Source organism: Flavobacterium sp. HSC-32F16 (genome assembly GCF_024171645.1).
Classification (GTDB): Bacteria; Bacteroidota; Bacteroidia; order Flavobacteriales; family Flavobacteriaceae; genus Flavobacterium.
In genome coordinates this window covers 107,959-124,906 of the sequence record NZ_JALKAC010000003.1, presented here as the reverse complement: position 1 = coordinate 124,906, position 16,948 = coordinate 107,959, and the positions used below count along the sequence as shown (strand labels likewise).

16 protein-coding genes are annotated in these 16,948 nt (G+C 33.4%); 7 read left to right on the top strand and 9 right to left on the bottom strand.

The window, feature by feature from the left end; translation table 11 throughout:
• Positions 1-45: 45 nt before the first annotated feature.
• Positions 46-1,824 carry an ABC transporter ATP-binding protein gene (locus L1276_RS11950; RefSeq protein WP_253788070.1) on the bottom strand — a complete coding sequence of 593 codons (1,779 nt, stop codon included), beginning with the start codon at positions 1,822-1,824 and terminating at the stop codon, positions 46-48.
• A gap of 205 nt (positions 1,825-2,029) precedes the next feature.
• Here L1276_RS11950 and L1276_RS11945 point away from each other — a divergent pair, with 205 nt between their 5' ends.
• The 3 genes from L1276_RS11945 to yajC all read left to right on the top strand — a co-directional run bounded on the left by L1276_RS11945 (position 2,030) and on the right by yajC (position 4,710).
• Positions 2,030-3,136: a Glu/Leu/Phe/Val dehydrogenase gene (locus tag L1276_RS11945; RefSeq protein WP_305881997.1), complete on the top strand. Its 1,107-nt coding sequence runs from the start codon at positions 2,030-2,032 to the stop codon at positions 3,134-3,136.
• 291 nt (positions 3,137-3,427) lie between these two features.
• Positions 3,428-4,339 (top strand): transcription antitermination factor NusB, encoded by a 912-nt coding sequence (gene nusB / locus L1276_RS11940; protein ID WP_253788069.1) that lies wholly within the window; start codon positions 3,428-3,430, stop codon positions 4,337-4,339.
• 95 nt (positions 4,340-4,434) lie between these two features.
• On the top strand, positions 4,435-4,710 hold the full coding sequence (gene yajC / locus L1276_RS11935; protein WP_253788068.1) for a preprotein translocase subunit YajC: 276 nt from the start codon (positions 4,435-4,437) through the stop codon (positions 4,708-4,710).
• 194 nt (positions 4,711-4,904) lie between these two features.
• On the opposite strand, the gene L1276_RS11930 is transcribed toward yajC, so the two are convergent.
• The 6 genes from L1276_RS11930 to L1276_RS11905 all read right to left on the bottom strand — a co-directional run bounded on the left by L1276_RS11930 (position 4,905) and on the right by L1276_RS11905 (position 11,045).
• Positions 4,905-5,492 carry a YdeI family protein gene (locus tag L1276_RS11930; protein WP_253788067.1) on the bottom strand — a complete coding sequence of 196 codons (588 nt, stop codon included), beginning with the start codon at positions 5,490-5,492 and terminating at the stop codon, positions 4,905-4,907.
• Positions 5,493-6,770, bottom strand: a complete 1,278-nt coding sequence (pepT, locus tag L1276_RS11925) for a peptidase T (protein WP_253788066.1) — start codon at positions 6,768-6,770, stop codon at positions 5,493-5,495.
• A gap of 121 nt (positions 6,771-6,891) precedes the next feature.
• Positions 6,892-8,034, bottom strand: a complete 1,143-nt coding sequence (locus tag L1276_RS11920; protein WP_253788065.1) for a formylglycine-generating enzyme family protein — start codon at positions 8,032-8,034, stop codon at positions 6,892-6,894.
• A 121-nt stretch (positions 8,035-8,155) separates the two neighbouring features.
• A complete protein-coding gene (locus tag L1276_RS11915) occupies positions 8,156-9,103 on the bottom strand; it encodes a DUF6515 family protein (RefSeq protein WP_253788064.1) in 948 nt (315 codons plus the stop codon).
• A gap of 91 nt (positions 9,104-9,194) precedes the next feature.
• Positions 9,195-10,415: an OprO/OprP family phosphate-selective porin gene (locus L1276_RS11910; protein ID WP_253788063.1), complete on the bottom strand. Its 1,221-nt coding sequence runs from the start codon at positions 10,413-10,415 to the stop codon at positions 9,195-9,197.
• 39 nt (positions 10,416-10,454) lie between these two features.
• The gene (locus L1276_RS11905) at positions 10,455-11,045 is read right to left on the bottom strand and encodes a hypothetical protein (RefSeq protein WP_253788062.1); all 591 of its coding nucleotides are present in this window, start codon (positions 11,043-11,045) and stop codon (positions 10,455-10,457) included.
• 211 nt (positions 11,046-11,256) lie between these two features.
• Here L1276_RS11905 and L1276_RS11900 point away from each other — a divergent pair, with 211 nt between their 5' ends.
• Positions 11,257-12,288, top strand: a complete 1,032-nt coding sequence (locus L1276_RS11900) for a quinone-dependent dihydroorotate dehydrogenase (protein WP_253788061.1) — start codon at positions 11,257-11,259, stop codon at positions 12,286-12,288.
• On the opposite strand, the gene L1276_RS11895 is transcribed toward L1276_RS11900, so the two are convergent.
• Both L1276_RS11895 and L1276_RS11890 read right to left on the bottom strand, forming a co-directional pair.
• Positions 12,277-12,990, bottom strand: coding sequence for a DUF3307 domain-containing protein (locus tag L1276_RS11895; protein WP_253788060.1), 714 nt, complete (start codon positions 12,988-12,990; stop codon positions 12,277-12,279). The two genes, L1276_RS11900 and L1276_RS11895, sit on opposite strands and share 12 nt — an antisense overlap.
• Entirely contained in the window at positions 12,987-13,598 is a 612-nt protein-coding gene (locus L1276_RS11890; protein WP_253788059.1) for a SatD family protein, read from the bottom strand. Before L1276_RS11890 ends, L1276_RS11895 begins: the two co-directional genes overlap by 4 nt.
• 403 nt (positions 13,599-14,001) lie before the next feature.
• Here L1276_RS11890 and L1276_RS11885 point away from each other — a divergent pair, with 403 nt between their 5' ends.
• The 3 genes from L1276_RS11885 to L1276_RS11875 all read left to right on the top strand — a co-directional run bounded on the left by L1276_RS11885 (position 14,002) and on the right by L1276_RS11875 (position 16,885).
• A complete protein-coding gene (locus tag L1276_RS11885; protein WP_253788058.1) occupies positions 14,002-14,868 on the top strand; it encodes a hydroxymethylglutaryl-CoA lyase in 867 nt (288 codons plus the stop codon).
• A 74-nt stretch (positions 14,869-14,942) separates the two neighbouring features.
• Positions 14,943-15,488 (top strand): hypothetical protein, encoded by a 546-nt coding sequence (locus tag L1276_RS11880; protein ID WP_253788057.1) that lies wholly within the window; start codon positions 14,943-14,945, stop codon positions 15,486-15,488.
• Entirely contained in the window at positions 15,485-16,885 is a 1,401-nt protein-coding gene (locus tag L1276_RS11875) for a DUF5723 family protein (RefSeq protein ID WP_253788056.1), read from the top strand. The genes L1276_RS11880 and L1276_RS11875 overlap by 4 nt, the downstream gene beginning before the upstream one ends.
• Positions 16,886-16,948: the final 63 nt, after the last annotated feature.

Genomic DNA, 16,948 nt, shown 5'->3' with positions numbered 1-16,948 from the left:
TTAATAGTACTCAAAAATCATAAAAATTTATCGATTACGCAACAATTAAAGTAATTCTTTTTCCGAAAGTTGTTTTAAATATAACGATGCATAATAACCTTCTTGATTTATTAATTGATTATGAGAGCCTTGTTGAATAATCCTACCATTTTCAAGAATGATGATTTTGTCGGCATTTTTAGCTGAAGAAACTCTATGACTGACAATTATTGTAGTTTTATCTTTACAAAACTCAAATAAATTATTTAGAATTGTTTCTTCAGTTTCTGTATCAACTGCAGACAAACAATCATCAAAAAGCAAAATCGCCGGATTTTTAATAATAGCCCTCGCGATAGACACACGTTGCTTTTGTCCACCAGAAAGTGTAATGCCCCTTTCGCCCAAAATGGTGTCGTATTGCTTGTTAAAAGCAATAATATTGTCATGTACTACAGCGTTTTTAGCTGCTGCAATAACTTCTTCGTCAGAAGCATTTTGATTTCCGAATTTGATGTTATTTTTAATAGTATCCGAAAACAAGAAAGCGTCCTGAGGCACAATTCCGATACTGTTTCTTAAATCATTTAAGTTTAAAGTACTGATTTCGTTTCCGTCAATTGTTATTTTTCCATTGGTAACATCATACAAACGTGAAATCAAGGATAAAATTGTAGATTTTCCAGAACCTGTTTTGCCTAAAATAGCCAGTGTTTCTCCTTTTTTTACGGTAAAAGATAGCTCTTTAAGGGCTTCGATATTGGTATCTTCGTAAGTGTAACTAACATTTTGAAAAGCAATTTCACCCTGAATATCGGATGAATTTGTATTGTTATTTTTAATTTCTGGTTCAATCTTCAAAAATTCATTTAATCGTTTTTGAGAAGCTTCGGCTTCCTGAACCATAGAGGATACCCATCCAAGAGAAGCAACAGGCCAGGTAAGCATATTTACATATAAGATAAATTCGGCAATAGTTCCTATATTAGGGATAGTCCCATTAATGTACATAACGCCTCCAAAGTAAATGACTACTAAGTTACTAATTCCGATAAGGGCAATCATTAAAGGTCCAAACAGCGATTGTACTTTGGCAAGATCTAAGCTTTTGCGTTTGCTTTCTTCGGCAAGATCAACCATATTGTTTTGATGCTGATTTTCTAATGAATAGGCTTTTATAACTCTGATTCCTGAAAATATTTCCTGAGTAAAACTTGAAACTTTAGATAAATACTGCTGAAATGTGGTGCTTCGTTTATTGATTTCAGAACTCAGTTTAAAGATACAATACGATAAAATAGGCAGTGGAAGTATGGTGTATAAAGTAAGTAGAGGCGAAACATTATACATATATAGCAGTACGATGGCAAAACGAATAAAAGTGTTAATGGTGTACATTACTGCAGGTCCAACATACATACGAACTTTTGAAACATCTTCACTGATTCTATTCATTAAATCTCCGGTGCGATTTTGTTTGTAGAAATTTTGAGTAAGAACTTCATACTGCTTGAAAACTTCATTTTTTAAATCAAACTCAATATGGCGTGACATTACAATTAAAGTCTGCCGCATTAAAAAAGTAAGGAATCCTCCAATAATTGCACTTCCTATGATTAAGAGGATGTTATGAATTAAATCCTGCTCGTAATGGTTAATTAGTATCGATGATTTTTGATCTGTTTCTGATAATTTTAGAAATTTCTCGATGATATCAAAAGACTTACTGACTAGCTTTGGAGTAAATAAAAAGAATATTTGTGCGATTATGGTGATTAAAATACCTAGAGAAAAACTGTATTTATATTTGATGAAATATTTATTTAAATAGCTTAATTCTTTCATTTTTTTAAGAAATTCGATATTGAATTGATTTAAATTTATGAATTATTATTAAATAAAATTATAATAAAATGAAATTTAATCAAAACAATTATATTGTAAAATTGTTATTTTAAAGATAAAAAATTAGCACATATATATATATTGTTTATGTTTGGATTGTCTTTTTGACGAATTCATAATTTCTAAACAAATTAAAACTAACACTATGAATGCAGCTTTCGCAACTGGAAAGGAACTTCAAAAAATGGACCCTGTTTTTGGTCAGTTATCTTTTGATGATCACGAACAAATTGTATTTTGCAATGACAAAGATACAGGTTTAAAAGCAATTATTGGTATTCATAATTCTGTTATGGGACCAGCCTTAGGAGGCACAAGAATGTGGAATTACAATACTGAGTGGGAAGCGTTAAATGATGTTTTGCGTCTTTCTAGAGGTATGACTTATAAATCAGCTATTACCGGTCTGAATATTGGCGGTGGAAAAGCGGTTATTATTGGAGATGCAAAAACACAAAAAACGCCTGAATTAATGCGTAAGTTTGGTGAGTTTGTACATTCTTTAAGCGGAAGATATATTACAGCTGAAGATGTTGGAATGGAAACGAAAGACATGGACACTGTAAGAGATGTAACACCTTATGTTACCGGAATCTCTGAAGAAAGAGGTGGTTCTGGAAATCCTTCTCCTGTAACAGCTTACGGAGTTTATTTAGGAATGAAAGCCGCTGCTAAAAGTCAGTTTGGTTCTGATGTTCTGGATGGTAAAAAAGTTTTAGTTCAGGGAATTGGACACGTGGGTGAAACTCTGGTTGAATATTTAACTAAAGAAGGAGCTCAGGTTACAATTACAGATATTAATGAAGAAAAATTATACCAGGTTGCTTCAAAATATAACGCATCAATTTATACAGGCGAAGATTTGTATACTGCCGATGTTGATATCTACGCACCATGTGCAATGGGGGCAACAATTAACGACGACACAGTAAACAAAATTAAAGCGAAAGTTATTGCTGGTGCAGCAAACAACCAATTGGCTGATGAAAATGTTCACGGTGCAAGACTGCAGGAAAGAGGTATTTTATATGCTCCGGATTTCTTGATCAATGCTGGTGGAATTATCAATGTTTATGCTGAATTAGAGCATTATGGTAAATCTGAAATCATGGCTAAAACCGAAAACATCTATAATACTACTTTAGAAATTATTGATTACGCTGTAAAAAACGGAATCACAACTCATAAAGCTGCGCTTACAATTGCTCAAAATCGTATTGATGCAAGAAAAATTGAAAACGCTAAAAAGTAATTAGTATTCAGTGTTGACTTTTTTAGTGTTCAATATATAGCATTTAGTCTCAGTTTACAGTTTGGTCTGTAAGCTGAGATTTTTTTTGTCAATATACTGGACTGCTCACTAAATACTGATAAATGATTTACTTCAAATCAGACTAACCACTAAATTCTGAAAACTGACCACTTAAACGACGACTTTTTTACGAATTAATTTTAATATCAGGATTGAAATTCCTAATTTTGCAGACTAATTTTTAAATGTTCTTACAAGGTGGTAAATAGAAGACACATACGCGTTAAAGTAATGCAATCCATTTATGCAATGCACCAAAGCGGTTCTGATAATCTGGAAAAAGAAGAGAAGTTTCTTTTTTACAGTATAGATAATATTCAGGACTTATATCTTATAATGCTTTCTTCATTGATTGAAATTTGCAAAAAAGAATCGGTATTTTTGCATTTGTCAAGTAAAAAACATCTTGCTACTGCAGCAGAACGTAATCCGAACGAAAAGTTCATCAAAAACAAAATCTTTCAGCTTCTTGCCGAAAGTAATTCCCTTAGTATTGCTTTAGAAAATCGTAAAATCAACAATTGGTCATTAAACGATGATTATATTATTTTGCTTTTAAATGATATAAAAGCAAGCGATTTGTATAAAAAATACATGAGCAATAACATTAATACTTTTGAGGAAGATAAACAGTTTGTTGCTGATTTATTTGCAGAAGTGATTGTTCCAAATGACAAATTATATGAATATTTGGAGGATGATAAATTAACTTGGGTTGATGATATTCCGGTTGTAAATACACATATTATCAAACAGTTAAAAGCAATTAAAACAGAAGATCCAGACGATTTTAGAGTTCCTAAATTGTATAAAGACGTTGAAGATAAAGATTTTGCAAAAGATTTATTTAGAAGAACAGTTTTAAACGAATCGGTTTTAGCAAAGGAATATGACGATAAAACTCCAAACTGGGATAGTGAAAGGATTGCTGAAATTGATACTATTATCTTAAAAATGGCGATCTGCGAGTTCTTGAAATTCCCTTCAATTCCAGTAAAAGTAACTCTTAACGAATATTTAGAAATTGCAAAAGAGTATTCTACACCAAAAAGCAGTATTTTTATCAACGGAATTTTAGATAACCTTGTAAAAGAGCTTGAAGCCAACAAAAAGATGGTAAAAGTGGGTAGAGGTTTGATGTAAAAATGAATAAAAATTAATTTTTGAGTGTCACTCTGAGCGAAGTCGAAGAGTCCTTAAAAAAAATATTAATATAAATCAAAAACAGAATTTAAATTATGGGACAATTAACTCAATTTGCGCCATTCCTATTAATGTTCGTGGTAATCTATTTTTTCATGATCAGACCACAACAAAAAAGAGCAAAAAACGAAAAAGAATTTGAAAGCGGCCTAAAAGTAGGTGATAAAATAATTACTAAAAGTGGTTTTCATGGTAAAGTTGTTGAGCTTGCTGAAACTTCAGTTGTCATCGAAACTATGTCAGGAAAATTAAAAATAGAGCGTTCAGCTATTTCTTTAGAATTGAGTGCCGCTTTGAATAAAAAGGCTTAATTTTTTTGTAAAAAAAGAAATTCTAAAATAATAAATCCCAAACTTCACAATGGAGTTTGGGATTTTTTTGTTTTGTATAACTGCACTAAGTGTGTTATTACAGCCGAAGAAATGACAATACTTTGCCGTAAAGAAAAAACCTTTGTCAAAGTTTAAAACTCTGACAAAGGTCTTTCGTATAGTTTTAAATTAAACTACCTGTATTTATCGTTCAACCCAACATTCGCCAAAATCATCGGAATCACTTTTTCAATTCTCGAAAGTTTTGTTTTCTCTTGTTTGGCACTTTCAATATATTCCAGAAACTCATATTGTTTATACGGGCTAAACTTTTGGAAAGCTTCTTTTAAAAGAGGATTTTGAATCATTTCCTTTTCAAGAAGTTCTGAAATTATGGCTTCTTTCTTTGAAGGTTTAATGATTTTTCCTTGTTTTTCATTTTCAATTGCTTCTAAGATGTATTCTATAATTGCGGTCTCGTTTATTTCTTCTTTCGATTTAAAACGCCATTGACGCAATGATTTTGTTTTATCTTCCTGAGCATTAGTCAGCTTCTTTTTGTTGTCTTTTAGAAAAACACCATTGAAAAACCAAATCGCAAAATAATCTTTAAAACCTCCTAAACCAATTACATTTTTCTTTTGATAAACATACACTGAACCTCCCCATTTTGTGGTTTCGCTTAGTTCAGTTTTATCAATGACAGCTTTAAGAAGAAGTAATTCTTCTTCCCATTGACTGCTGTATTTCCAGATGCCTTTATTTTCGGAAGCAGAATCCAATTATTTTTTCACTTTAGAATTTTCTTTTATATCAAAAATACCAGGAATTGCGGTAAGTTCTGCGATTTTCACAATAACCTCAGTTGCTTTCTGGATGCTTTCTGCAGGAACATATTCATACTTTCCGTGGAAGTTGTGTCCGCCGGCAAAAATATTAGGACAAGGTAGTCCCATAAAAGACAGCTGCGATCCGTCAGTACCTCCGCGAATAGGTTTTATGATTGGTTTGATGTTTAATTCGCGCATTGCTTTTTCGGCAATATCTACAATATGTTTTACCGGAAGTACTTTTTCTTTCATATTGTAATATTGATCTCTTACTTCTGAAATTACAATATCTTCGCCAAATTTCTTCGCGAATTTTTTGTTGAATTTCTTCGTAATTTTTTCAATAAGTTCTTTACGTTTTTCGAATTTCTTTTTGTTATGATCACGAATAATCAATTCTAAAACTGTTTCTTCAATACTTCCTGTTAAATGATGTACGTGGAAAAATCCTTCGTAACCTTTAGTTTCCTGCGGCGTTTCTCCTTTAGGAAGTTCATTAATAAACTCATTGGCAAGAAGCATTGAGTTAATCATTTTGCCTTTTGCATAACCCGGATGAACGCTTTTTCCTTTAAAAGTAATTTTAGCTCCGGCAGCATTAAAATTTTCATATTCTAATTCGCCAATCTGGCTTCCGTCCATGGTATAAGCCCATTGAGCACCAAATTTTTCGACATCAAAATGATGTGCACCGCTGCCAATTTCTTCATCAGGCGTAAAACCAATTCTGATTTTTCCGTGCTTAATTTCCGGATGCTGAATTAGGTATTCCATTGCAGAAACAATTTCCGTGATTCCTGCTTTATCATCGGCACCCAGCAACGTAGTTCCGTCAGTGGTAATAATTGTTTGACCTTTATATTGTAATAAGTCTTTGAAGTAATCCGGAGATAAAATGATGTTTTTTTCAGCATTTAAAACAATATCTTTTCCGTCGTAATTCTCTACTATTTGAGGTTTTACATTGGCACCGCTAAAGTCTGGAGAAGTATCAAAATGAGAAACAAATCCAATTGTAGGTACTTCGTGATCAACATTGCTTGGCAGTGTCGCCATGATATAAGCTTTGTCGTCTATTGTAACATCTGTTAAACCAATTGTTTTTAGCTCTTCAACTAATTTATTGGCAAGATTCCATTGTTTTTCTGTACTGGGTGTTGTTTTCGAATTTGGATCTGATTCAGTATCAATTGTTACATAACTGATAAAACGATCTATGATATGTTGCATTTCTTTTTATTTTTAGCAAATATAGACATTTTTTTTAGCAGACATATTCTGTGTTTTATCTTCAAAAATAAAAAAGGATTCTGTTTTATAGAACCCTTTTCCAGTGCTGTTTTTTTATGGTTTAAATACTTTTTACACATCTAAAACCAACGTGGTTGGCGGCTGATCTGATTTCGCCTTTTCCTCTTGTCCCAACCATGTAACGAGTACAATATTGGTCAGTACACAAAAATGAACCACCGCGATGTACCCGTTTTATTTGTGTTGGATCTTTAGGGTCATTATAAGCATCCGGCCCCTGCGGATTTTTAGTAACTTTCCCGCTTTCACTTAATGATTTGTAATAATCTACGCTGTACCAGTCGTTTATCCATTCCCATACATTTCCTGCAACATCATAAAGGCCGTAAGTATTTGGAGCATATTGTTTTACAGGAGCAATTCCTTTAAAACCGTCTTCTCCTGTATCGCCATCTTTAATAGGGAAATGCCCCTGATATATATTAGCCTGAAATTTTCCTTTTGGTTTAAGTGTGTTTCCCCAAGCATAAATTTCTCCGGTTTTTCCTCCTCTTGCGGCAAATTCCCATTCTGCTTCAGTTGGAAGTCTTTTTCCAGCCCATTTGGCGTACGCTGCAGCATCTTCATAAGTAATATGCACAACAGGATAATTTTCTTTTCCTTTAATAGAACTTTCAGGTCCAAGCGGATGTTTCCAGTCTGCTCCTCCAACATAAGACCACCATTGTAAAAAATTATTCAAATTAACCGCTGATGAAGTAGGAGTAAATATTACCGAACCTGTAATTAAATCTTCTTCTGCGGCTGTTGGAAATTCTTCTTTAGTTGGTTTTTGTTCAGCAACCGTTATATATCCGGTAGCTTTTACAAATTTTTCATATTCCTGGTTGGTAACTTCAGTTTCGTCCATGTAATAACCATCAACGTAAACACGATGAATAGGAGCGGCATCTTTTGTTACACCGGATAAACTGCATAAACTTTCATCTTCAACATTGCTTCCCATAGAGAATTCGCCGCCTGGTATCCAAACCATTCCTTTTGGAGCTTTTCCGGCAGGTTTGTTTTTGTTTTCGATAGTAGGTTTAAACGCAGATGGTTCTGATGTATTAGGAATTTCATGGCATTCTAAAGCTGTTTTTGTTAATTTTTCTTTAGGTGAAATTAATCGTGTAACGCCATAAGTAATTGAAATGATGCAGATTGTCAAAAATGAGAAAATCCAAAAGGTTTTATTTTTCATTGCAATTGTTTTTAATTCGTATCTTTTTTGTAAGTAAATATATATAAAAAAGTTATAAGTATCTAAAAACAAATATAACTCTATTTATTATATAGAAGTAATACAATTTATGCTGATTTTGTTATTTATCTTCTTCCACTAAAACTACTTCATATTTGTTTTTACCATCAACTTGTACAGGCTGATAGTAAGTTTCTCCAAATTTCACATATTTCACATCACCAATAGTAACTTCTTTACCGCCTTCTGGTAAATTGTCAACGATTGTTCCGGCTGTTGGAGGTACTACTTTATACGAACTGCCATCTTTTTCATAATAAGTTCCTCCGTAATAATAATTGTTTACGGTTCCTGTATTGACGGTTTGTGCACCACTCGGAATATTATTTACTGTTCCGCCAACTGGAGCAGGAACGGCTGTATACCCTCCGTTTGAAGGGGCATACCAAACACCCTGATCATAATGATATTGTGTGCTTTCAACGCTCACTACAATTGCTGTAACGGCTAAAGTTGCAACAAAAAATCCCCACGGATGCCAAACAGGACCATAATAAAATGGAGTGTAAGGATGAAAGAAATAAGGATTGTAGGCGTGATATCTATATCCGCCGTATACATAGGGCGGTCGGGCGTAAACAACGGTATTTCGTCTAACAACTGTATTTCTATTGTTGTTTATTGTAATGTCTCTGCTTCTGTCAACATTTCTGGTATTACCGCTTATGTTTGTGTTTCTGTTGCCTGAATTTCTAATGTTACCAGAGTTTCGGTTGTTTGTATTGTTTCTGTTGTTAATGTTTGTGTTTGAAGTATTAGCAGGTCTTGTAACTCTTGTTCCTCCATTAGATCCGGGTCTTGTGGCCGCTGGTCTGTTTACCGTAGGTCGTGATTGACTGGCTGGTCTTGAAACTGCCGGTCTAGCTTGTGAACCGCCGCCGGCTCTGTGAATACCAGCGCCGCCGCCGCCGGCACGACGTTGAGCCATAGTGTCAATCGAAATCAAAAATGATGATCCGATCAAAAAAATTAGGGCTGTTTTTCTTATTTTTTTATTTATGGTTTTCATTTTCAGTATTTTAAGTTAGATAAAGTTATTAAAAAAATGAATTTGTATTTAAAAATGGAGTAAGAATTTTCTATAGAGAAAGCCAGGCGTCTTAGAGTGAAATATCCCATTGTATTCTAAAACGCCATCCCGCCTCTAAAGGAAGTGTTTTGTCTTCGAAGCTGAAATAACTAAACTCCGATGTCAATTTGTTTTTATGTCCTTTAAAAAACCAGTTAAAAGCAATCGTAGTTTCATCTTGTCTATTTTGTCTGATGTCATTATCAGGTCTATACGCAGCATGACGTCCGGCCATTTCTAAATGTTTTGGCCACCAATTAAAAGTATTGTGAAAAAAATATCCAGCCTGAACATAATATCCTTTTAAAGTTGTTGTACTGTCGTTATTTAATTTATCAATAATTTGTTTGGTATGCCATTCGCTCTGCCATGAAAAACCGCGATACATAAAGGCAGTTTCTAAATTCCACTGATTAACGCGATATTGTCCCGGAGCACCATCTTCATATCCTTCTAAATAACCTCCGCCAGATTGAGAAAATCGGGTATAGGGACTTCGGTTTGTTAATCCAGAAAGTGCAATTATAGGCGTTGGTTTTTCATGAAATTCAATATCACTTCCTTCAAAATCAAGAAATCTTCCTAAAAAATTCCATTGTGCCCTTCCAAAATACATTAAGTTATTATCGTCATTAGAAGTATTTCCTCTCCCGGTTCCGGTAAGGGCGGCTGCCCAGTAATTAAAATCAGCAATGCCTTTTCCTTTAAGATGGCCGTAAACTTCAACGCCCATTTGTCTGTCTGCTGTAAACGGACGGTTGATTAAAGATCGTTCTACAGTCTGTTGTTCACCGCTGCTAATGAAACGTTCTCTTGTAAACTCAACTTTCCATTGTCCGGCTTTAAAACTCAGCCATTCCCATTTTTCGACCATAATTCTAAAATCTAATAAATTAGACTGGCTCAATTCGTATTCCCAATAATAATTTAACCACGGCTCGAAGGCATGACCTCCCACTTTTAATCTTGCACGATTGATTTTAAAAGTTGTTTTTTTATCCTGACTATAGTCATCATACGTTAATGGGTCAGTATCATTGGGTGTAGAAAATCGAAACTGAAACCGGCTTTGTAATTGAAATAGAAATTTATTGTCGTTGGTTCTCAATTCAATGCCTTTATTACCGTATTTAAAATTCATTAATTTAGTTGTGTCTTTTTCTTGCTGTGCTTTTGATTTAAAGGCAAGTAATAAGAGCAGTAATAAAAAGTAAATTTTTAAAATACGAATTGTTTTATTTGTCTTGTACATATACGCCGCTGATTTGTAATTTGTATTTGATCTGGAATTTTATTTTTCTCCAAAGTTTTTTGCAATTCCTAACCCAATTCCCCAGCTGTCGTAAGCCTTCCATTTGAGATCATAGCTGAATGTTCCAAAAATTTCCCAGTTTTTCGGAAGTTCGTATCCGTATTCAGTGCCAACTCGGGTTAAAAAATAATTTTCTTCTTTGGCAAATTCGCCTCCAAATCCTAAAAGAAAACTCCAGGATTCACTAGGTTTATAAATTCCCATTATTGCGGGAGCAATAGGATAACTTCTTTCAACAATTTCTTTATCTTCATCATTTGCATACACTTTTTCGACTTTAAATTTTTCAATTACAAAATCGGTGTGAAGACCAACAGCCCATTTTTCATGAAACTGAAAAGTATAATCTATTCCCCATGCAGGCAGACTTAAAACTTCACGATTTCCTTCATCATCTCTGCCTTCAAAAACATGTACATGATTTATTGAAATTCCTATTTGATGGTGAGAACTAAAAGCTTTTTCTTTTGTTTCCTGAGCTTTAATTGGAATATAACCGGATAAAAAAAATAGTGCGATTAGAAGAACTGTTTTTTCCGGATGGTTATTGATTTTTGCTTCATTTTGCATAATTCTTAATTTTTTGAAAAGAAAATGGGCAGTGCTATTTTTTTAAATGTCTCAAAATTAAAGAATAAATAAACCGAAGAACTTTATTAAAAGGCTTGAAATCGTTTCATATTATAACTTGCAACATGATATAATTTGTTTTTTATAAAAAAGCACCTTTTTAAACTATAATATTTAAATTTGCAGCCAAAATAACAACAACACAACTCTTATGTATAAATTGATAATTCGCCCAATACTTTTTTGGTTTGATCCGGAAGAAGTACATTACTTTACTTTTTCATTTGTAAAATTTATTTCAAAAATTCCTGGAGTTTCGGCAATTATAAGATCAATTTATGAAGTAAAAGACGCTCGTTTAGAAAGAGAAGTTTTCGGAATTAAATTCAAAAATCCGGTTGGACTTGCAGCAGGATTTGATAAAGATGCGAAACTGTACAAAGAGCTTTCTGATTTTGGTTTTGGTTTTATCGAAATTGGAACTGTAACTCCGGTTGGTCAGGAAGGAAATCCAAAAAAGCGTTTATTTCGTTTAAAAGAAGATCAGGCGATTATTAACAGAATGGGTTTTAACAACGGCGGTGTTCTGGAAGCTGTAGAACGTTTGAAAAAGAACTCGGGCGTTTTAATTGGTGGAAACATAGGAAAAAATAAAGTAACGCCGAACGAAAATGCAGTTGACGATTATATCATTTGTTTTGATGCTTTGTTTGATCATGTAGATTATTTTGTGGTGAATGTTAGTTCTCCAAATACACCAAACTTAAGAGCACTGCAAGACAAAGAACCTTTAACGGCTTTATTGCAGACTTTGCAAAATAGAAATGTTGAAAAGCAAAAAACAAGTACTCAAAAAGTAAAACCAATTCTTTTAAAAATTGCTCCGGATCTTACAGATGAGCAGTTATTGGATATTATTGATATTGTAAAAACTACGCAGATTGCAGGTGTAATTGCAACTAATACTACAATTTCAAGAGACGGTTTACAATCTGAAAATCAATCAGAAATGGGAGGTTTATCTGGAAAACCATTAACAAAACGTTCTACAGAAGTAATTCGTTTTCTTTCGGAAAAAAGCAATAAAGCATTCCCAATTATTGGAGTAGGAGGAATTCATTCTGCCGATGACGCCATCGAAAAATTAAACGCAGGAGCAAGTTTAGTGCAGTTATACACAGGTTTTATTTATGAAGGTCCAGCGTTGATAAAAGCGATAAACAAAAAAGTTTTAGGGCAGTAAAAGAACAGCCTGAACTACTATTCCGGCTAATATTGCAATTCCAAAACTGATTAAAGTGCCTATTAAAACATATTCGGTCAGTTTTCGGTCTTTGGCTTCTTTTAAATCTCCAAACCTAAAAATAGATTTAGCGGCCAGTAAAAATCCTATCGCTTCAAAATGTCCGGTTAAGATAAATCCGAACACAAACAAGCGTTCCAAAATACCAATATAATTTCCGGCAGCTATCAGAGAATTATCCTGATGGCTGTTTTGGCTTTCAGGCGCCCAGATTGAAATGATAGTTTTTATGAATATAGAAGTAGGTTTAGTAATCAATAAAATTCCGGTTATTAAAATCCAGAATTCATTATTCTGCCAAAAGTAAATTATTCCTTTGTTTTCATATAAAAGAACAACGCCAATTAAAACCAAAACATGTGCAATTTGATCTACTACAAACCAAGTGCGTTTCGTTTTTCTGTTTTGAAAATGCAGTTTGATTAAATCGATGATTCCGTGTGTAAAGGCAATTAAAAAGGCATAAGGAATAAAACGGATTTCTCCGGCTAGAATTGCGGCTAAAACACCATGTAGTAAAATATGAAGATATAAGTAAATACTTTTATGTTTTTTACTTTCTTTATCGGTTACCCAGGAATTAGGCTGCCAGATAAAATCGCCTAACAAATGTGCCAAAAGCAGTTTTATAAATAAAATCATGGGGCTAATTGTTTTATTTGTGTTCTAAAATAACGATCTAAATTCATAACCAAATCAAACTGAGCACGTTTTTGTCTTCGGCTTACTGCAGCTTGATTAATACCTAATTTTTGTCCCAGTTCTTCCTGCGAAAGACTTGGGTTTTCTATAGCTTTTGCAACAAATTCTGCCGATTGTACCAGCCAGTTATCCATAAAAGTCAAAGCCAGCTGAATCATTAAATTCAGCTTTTCATCAAAAGAAATATCATTTGTTCGTAATGCTAAAGTCACTTTTTGCTTTTTTAAAGTTTCAAAAAGTTCCCCCGAATTGATAAAAGCCGTCCCGTTACTTTCAGAAATTTTCACTGCATTATGCGTTTTGTCTCCAAAGCCAATACTCATCCTCGCATCAGATTTTATGGCTCTTAAATGTGCTTTTATTAAAACAGCAGTCAATAAAGCATCTTCGGGGTTTTTAACTTCAATTTGAAATTCATCACCACGATAAACTTCCCATTCGCCTGGTGTTTTGCCAAGCGGAGCCAGTATTTTTTTTAAATCTTCGACCCAATGCTGCGATTCCTGTTGTCTTGAACCAATTATGTCGCCTGTAATTACACTAGTCATAATCAAATATAATTAAAAAATAATAAAAATTCTATTACAAATATAAGTAATATTTTTAATTATTACACTTTTTGGTAATATTTTAAAATATTACGCTTTTGTGTAATAAAAAAATCTATTACGATATTACGTAATAAAGACAGATATACTTGTATTTAACTTCCAAGAAACGATCCAGCATTAAAATTAAATGACCTTAAATAACTTATACGGTTAAAAAAAATAACTCAGAAAACTTATATTGCTCTAACAAAAACTATTCATGAATTAAATTTAAATGACCTTATATAACTTATGTGGTTAAAAAAAACAGCCTGATAAGGTTAAAATAAATAATTCGCAAAGAGTTAATTTTTATTTCTTTAAAAAAGAACCTAACTTAGCTTTTACAAAAGAATAAGCTTTGAATAAAGAGATCAAGATTATCGAATGTCCAAGAGATGCCATGCAGGGCATTAAAACTTTTATTCCAACAAAAAATAAAGTAACCTATATACAAGCTTTGCTTCGTGTAGGGTTTGATACAATCGATTTTGGAAGTTTTGTTTCTCCAAAAGCAATTCCTCAAATGCAGGATACGGCCGAAGTTTTGGCACAATTAGACTTATCTCAAACAAACAGCAAACTTCTTTCGATCATTGCTAATACGCAAGGTGCGGCTTTAGCTTCAGAACATGAAGCTATTCAATATTTAGGATTTCCTTTTTCGATATCTGAAAACTTTCAGATGCGTAACACACATAAAACGATTGCTGAATCTTTAATTACTCTTGAAGAAATTCTGGAAATAGCCGATAAAAAAAATAAAGAAGTAGTTACCTATCTTTCTATGGGTTTTGGAAACCCATACGGAGATCCGTGGAATGTTGAAATTGTTGCGGAATGGACTGAAAAACTGGCAGGAATGGGCGTTAAAATTTTATCGCTTTCGGATACTGTAGGGAGTTCTACGCCAGAAGTTATTACTTATTTGTTTTCAAATTTAATTCCGAAATATCCCGAAATTGAATTTGGAGCACATCTTCATACAACGCCTGACAGCTGGTTTGAGAAAATAGATGCCGCAGCAAAGGCAGGATGTACTCGTTTTGACGGTGCAATTCAGGGGTTTGGAGGTTGTCCGATGGCGACAGATAAACTAACAGGGAATATGCCGACAGAAAAATTGGTTTCTTATTTTACGGCTAATAAAAAAATAACAGGACTTAATTCTTTAAGTTTTGAAAGCGCTTATAATGAAGCGTCAAAATTGTTTGGAAAATTTCATTAAACAGCTAATTTTTCGTACATTAGGCAATATGTTGTAAACGAGATCGTTTTTTATTTATCTTAAAAAAAATCTACATGAAGCCTAATTTGATTCATAGAATTTCTGCGATTTTATTCTCTGCCATTTTATTTCTCTCCTGTTCTAGTGATTTAGACTTTGATCAAATTGACGATTTTAAAATAGAGCCTGTATTTGTAGCAAATGTGGCGCACTTTAATGTCAAGGCAAATGAAATTGATGATGATGGAACTGCGCATCAAATACCGCCTGACGTTGAGGATTTTGATGTTTTTAAAAATAAGTTTTTAAATGATAATCTAACCAAAGCCGAACTCAATTTTGAAACCGAAAACACTTTTAATAGGGCTTTTAAGGTTGAAATAACGTTTATTGATGCAAACGATCAGCCCATGGAAACCATTACTTTAAATGTTCCGCAATATAATGGGACTGCAAATATCATAAAATATCCAACTGAAGTTTTTGAAGGAGAGCGACTTGCTTTGTTAAAACGAACCGTAAAAGTGGGTTTTGTTGTAACGATTGAACCCGGAACAGGCGATATTTCGGGGAACTTAAAATTCAAATCAGGTGCAACCGCTTATATGAGAATCGAATGAGAAAAGCACTGTTAATTTTAGTACTTACAGTACAGCTTTGTTGTTTGGCTCAAAATAAGCAAATTCTGTACAACTTTACATCAATTCCGCAGTCGTCACTTGTAAACCCCGGTGCCGATGTTTCGTATAAATATTATTTTGGTATTCCACTTCTTTCCGGAGTTTCTGTAAATACAGGTTCAAGCAGTTTTTCTGCTTATGATTTGTTTGCCAATAATGGAGTCGATTTTAATGACAAGGTTCGAAGTATTATCAATAAATCAGCAGCAAATGATAAAACGCAGGTCAATCAGCAATTAGAAATATTTTCAGGCGGATTTAGAGTAGGAGGTGAGAATAGTCAATCGTATGTTTCATTTGGAGCCTATCAGGAATTTGATTTTTTAATGTATTTTCCAAAAGATCTTGCCATTTTGGCTGTAGACGGAAATAGGGATTATATTGGAAGATCATTTAATTTAGGCGATTTAAATGTTCGTGCCGAAGTACTTTCTGTATTTCATGTTGGTTTTCACAAAAAGCTGAATAAGAAACTTGTTTTAGGAGGACGCGCTAAAATTTATTCCAGCGGTGCCAATGCAACTTCAACCAAAAATTCAGGATATATATATACAGGTCCGGGAACTGGAACTAATATGTACACTCAAATAATTGAATCTAATCTAGAAGTTAAAACAGCTGGAATTGCTAAATTTACAAAAGATGAGTACGAAGGAAATGTTCCAGGCGATATTGCTCACAATACTTTTTTTAACGGAAGTTTGGGTTTAGGATTTGATGCCGGACTGACGTATTATTTAAAAGATAATTTACAGCTTACAGCCAGTGTAATTGATGTTGGATTTATTAGACAATCCAAAGATGTTGAGACAAGAAGATACAAAGGAAGTTATCAGTACGATGGAGTAAATCCAATTTTTGATGCTGTAAATGAGCCAAAAGATATTTTTGATGATTTTGAAAAAGCCATTCCAGAAGAAAAACTTTATAGTAAGTATACCACCTGGCGTCCTGTAAAATTTAATTCGTCTATTCAATATTCTTTTGGAGAATCCAGATATGACGGAGATTGTAATTGTAAAGTTCCAGATGAAAAAAGGTACTTAAATGCAGTTGGTGCACAATTGTTTGTTATGACAATGCCCACTAATGATCCTTATATAGCTTTGACGGCTTTTTATAAACGAAGCATTTTTGAGAAACTAGATGTAAAAGCCACGTATACAATCGACCCATACTCTAAAACAAACGTTGGTTTGGGAGTTTCCGGAACTGTTGGGAAATTTAATATTTATGCTTTAGTAGATAATATTTTCGAATATAAAGATGTTTCAAAGGCCAATAGTCTTGCCTTTCAATTTGGTTTCAACTTTATAATTCAAGATTCTAAAAAGTAAAAATATCTTGAATTTAGGGGTGAGCATTTGAAATTTAAATTCATAAGTATTTTCCTGTAAAGT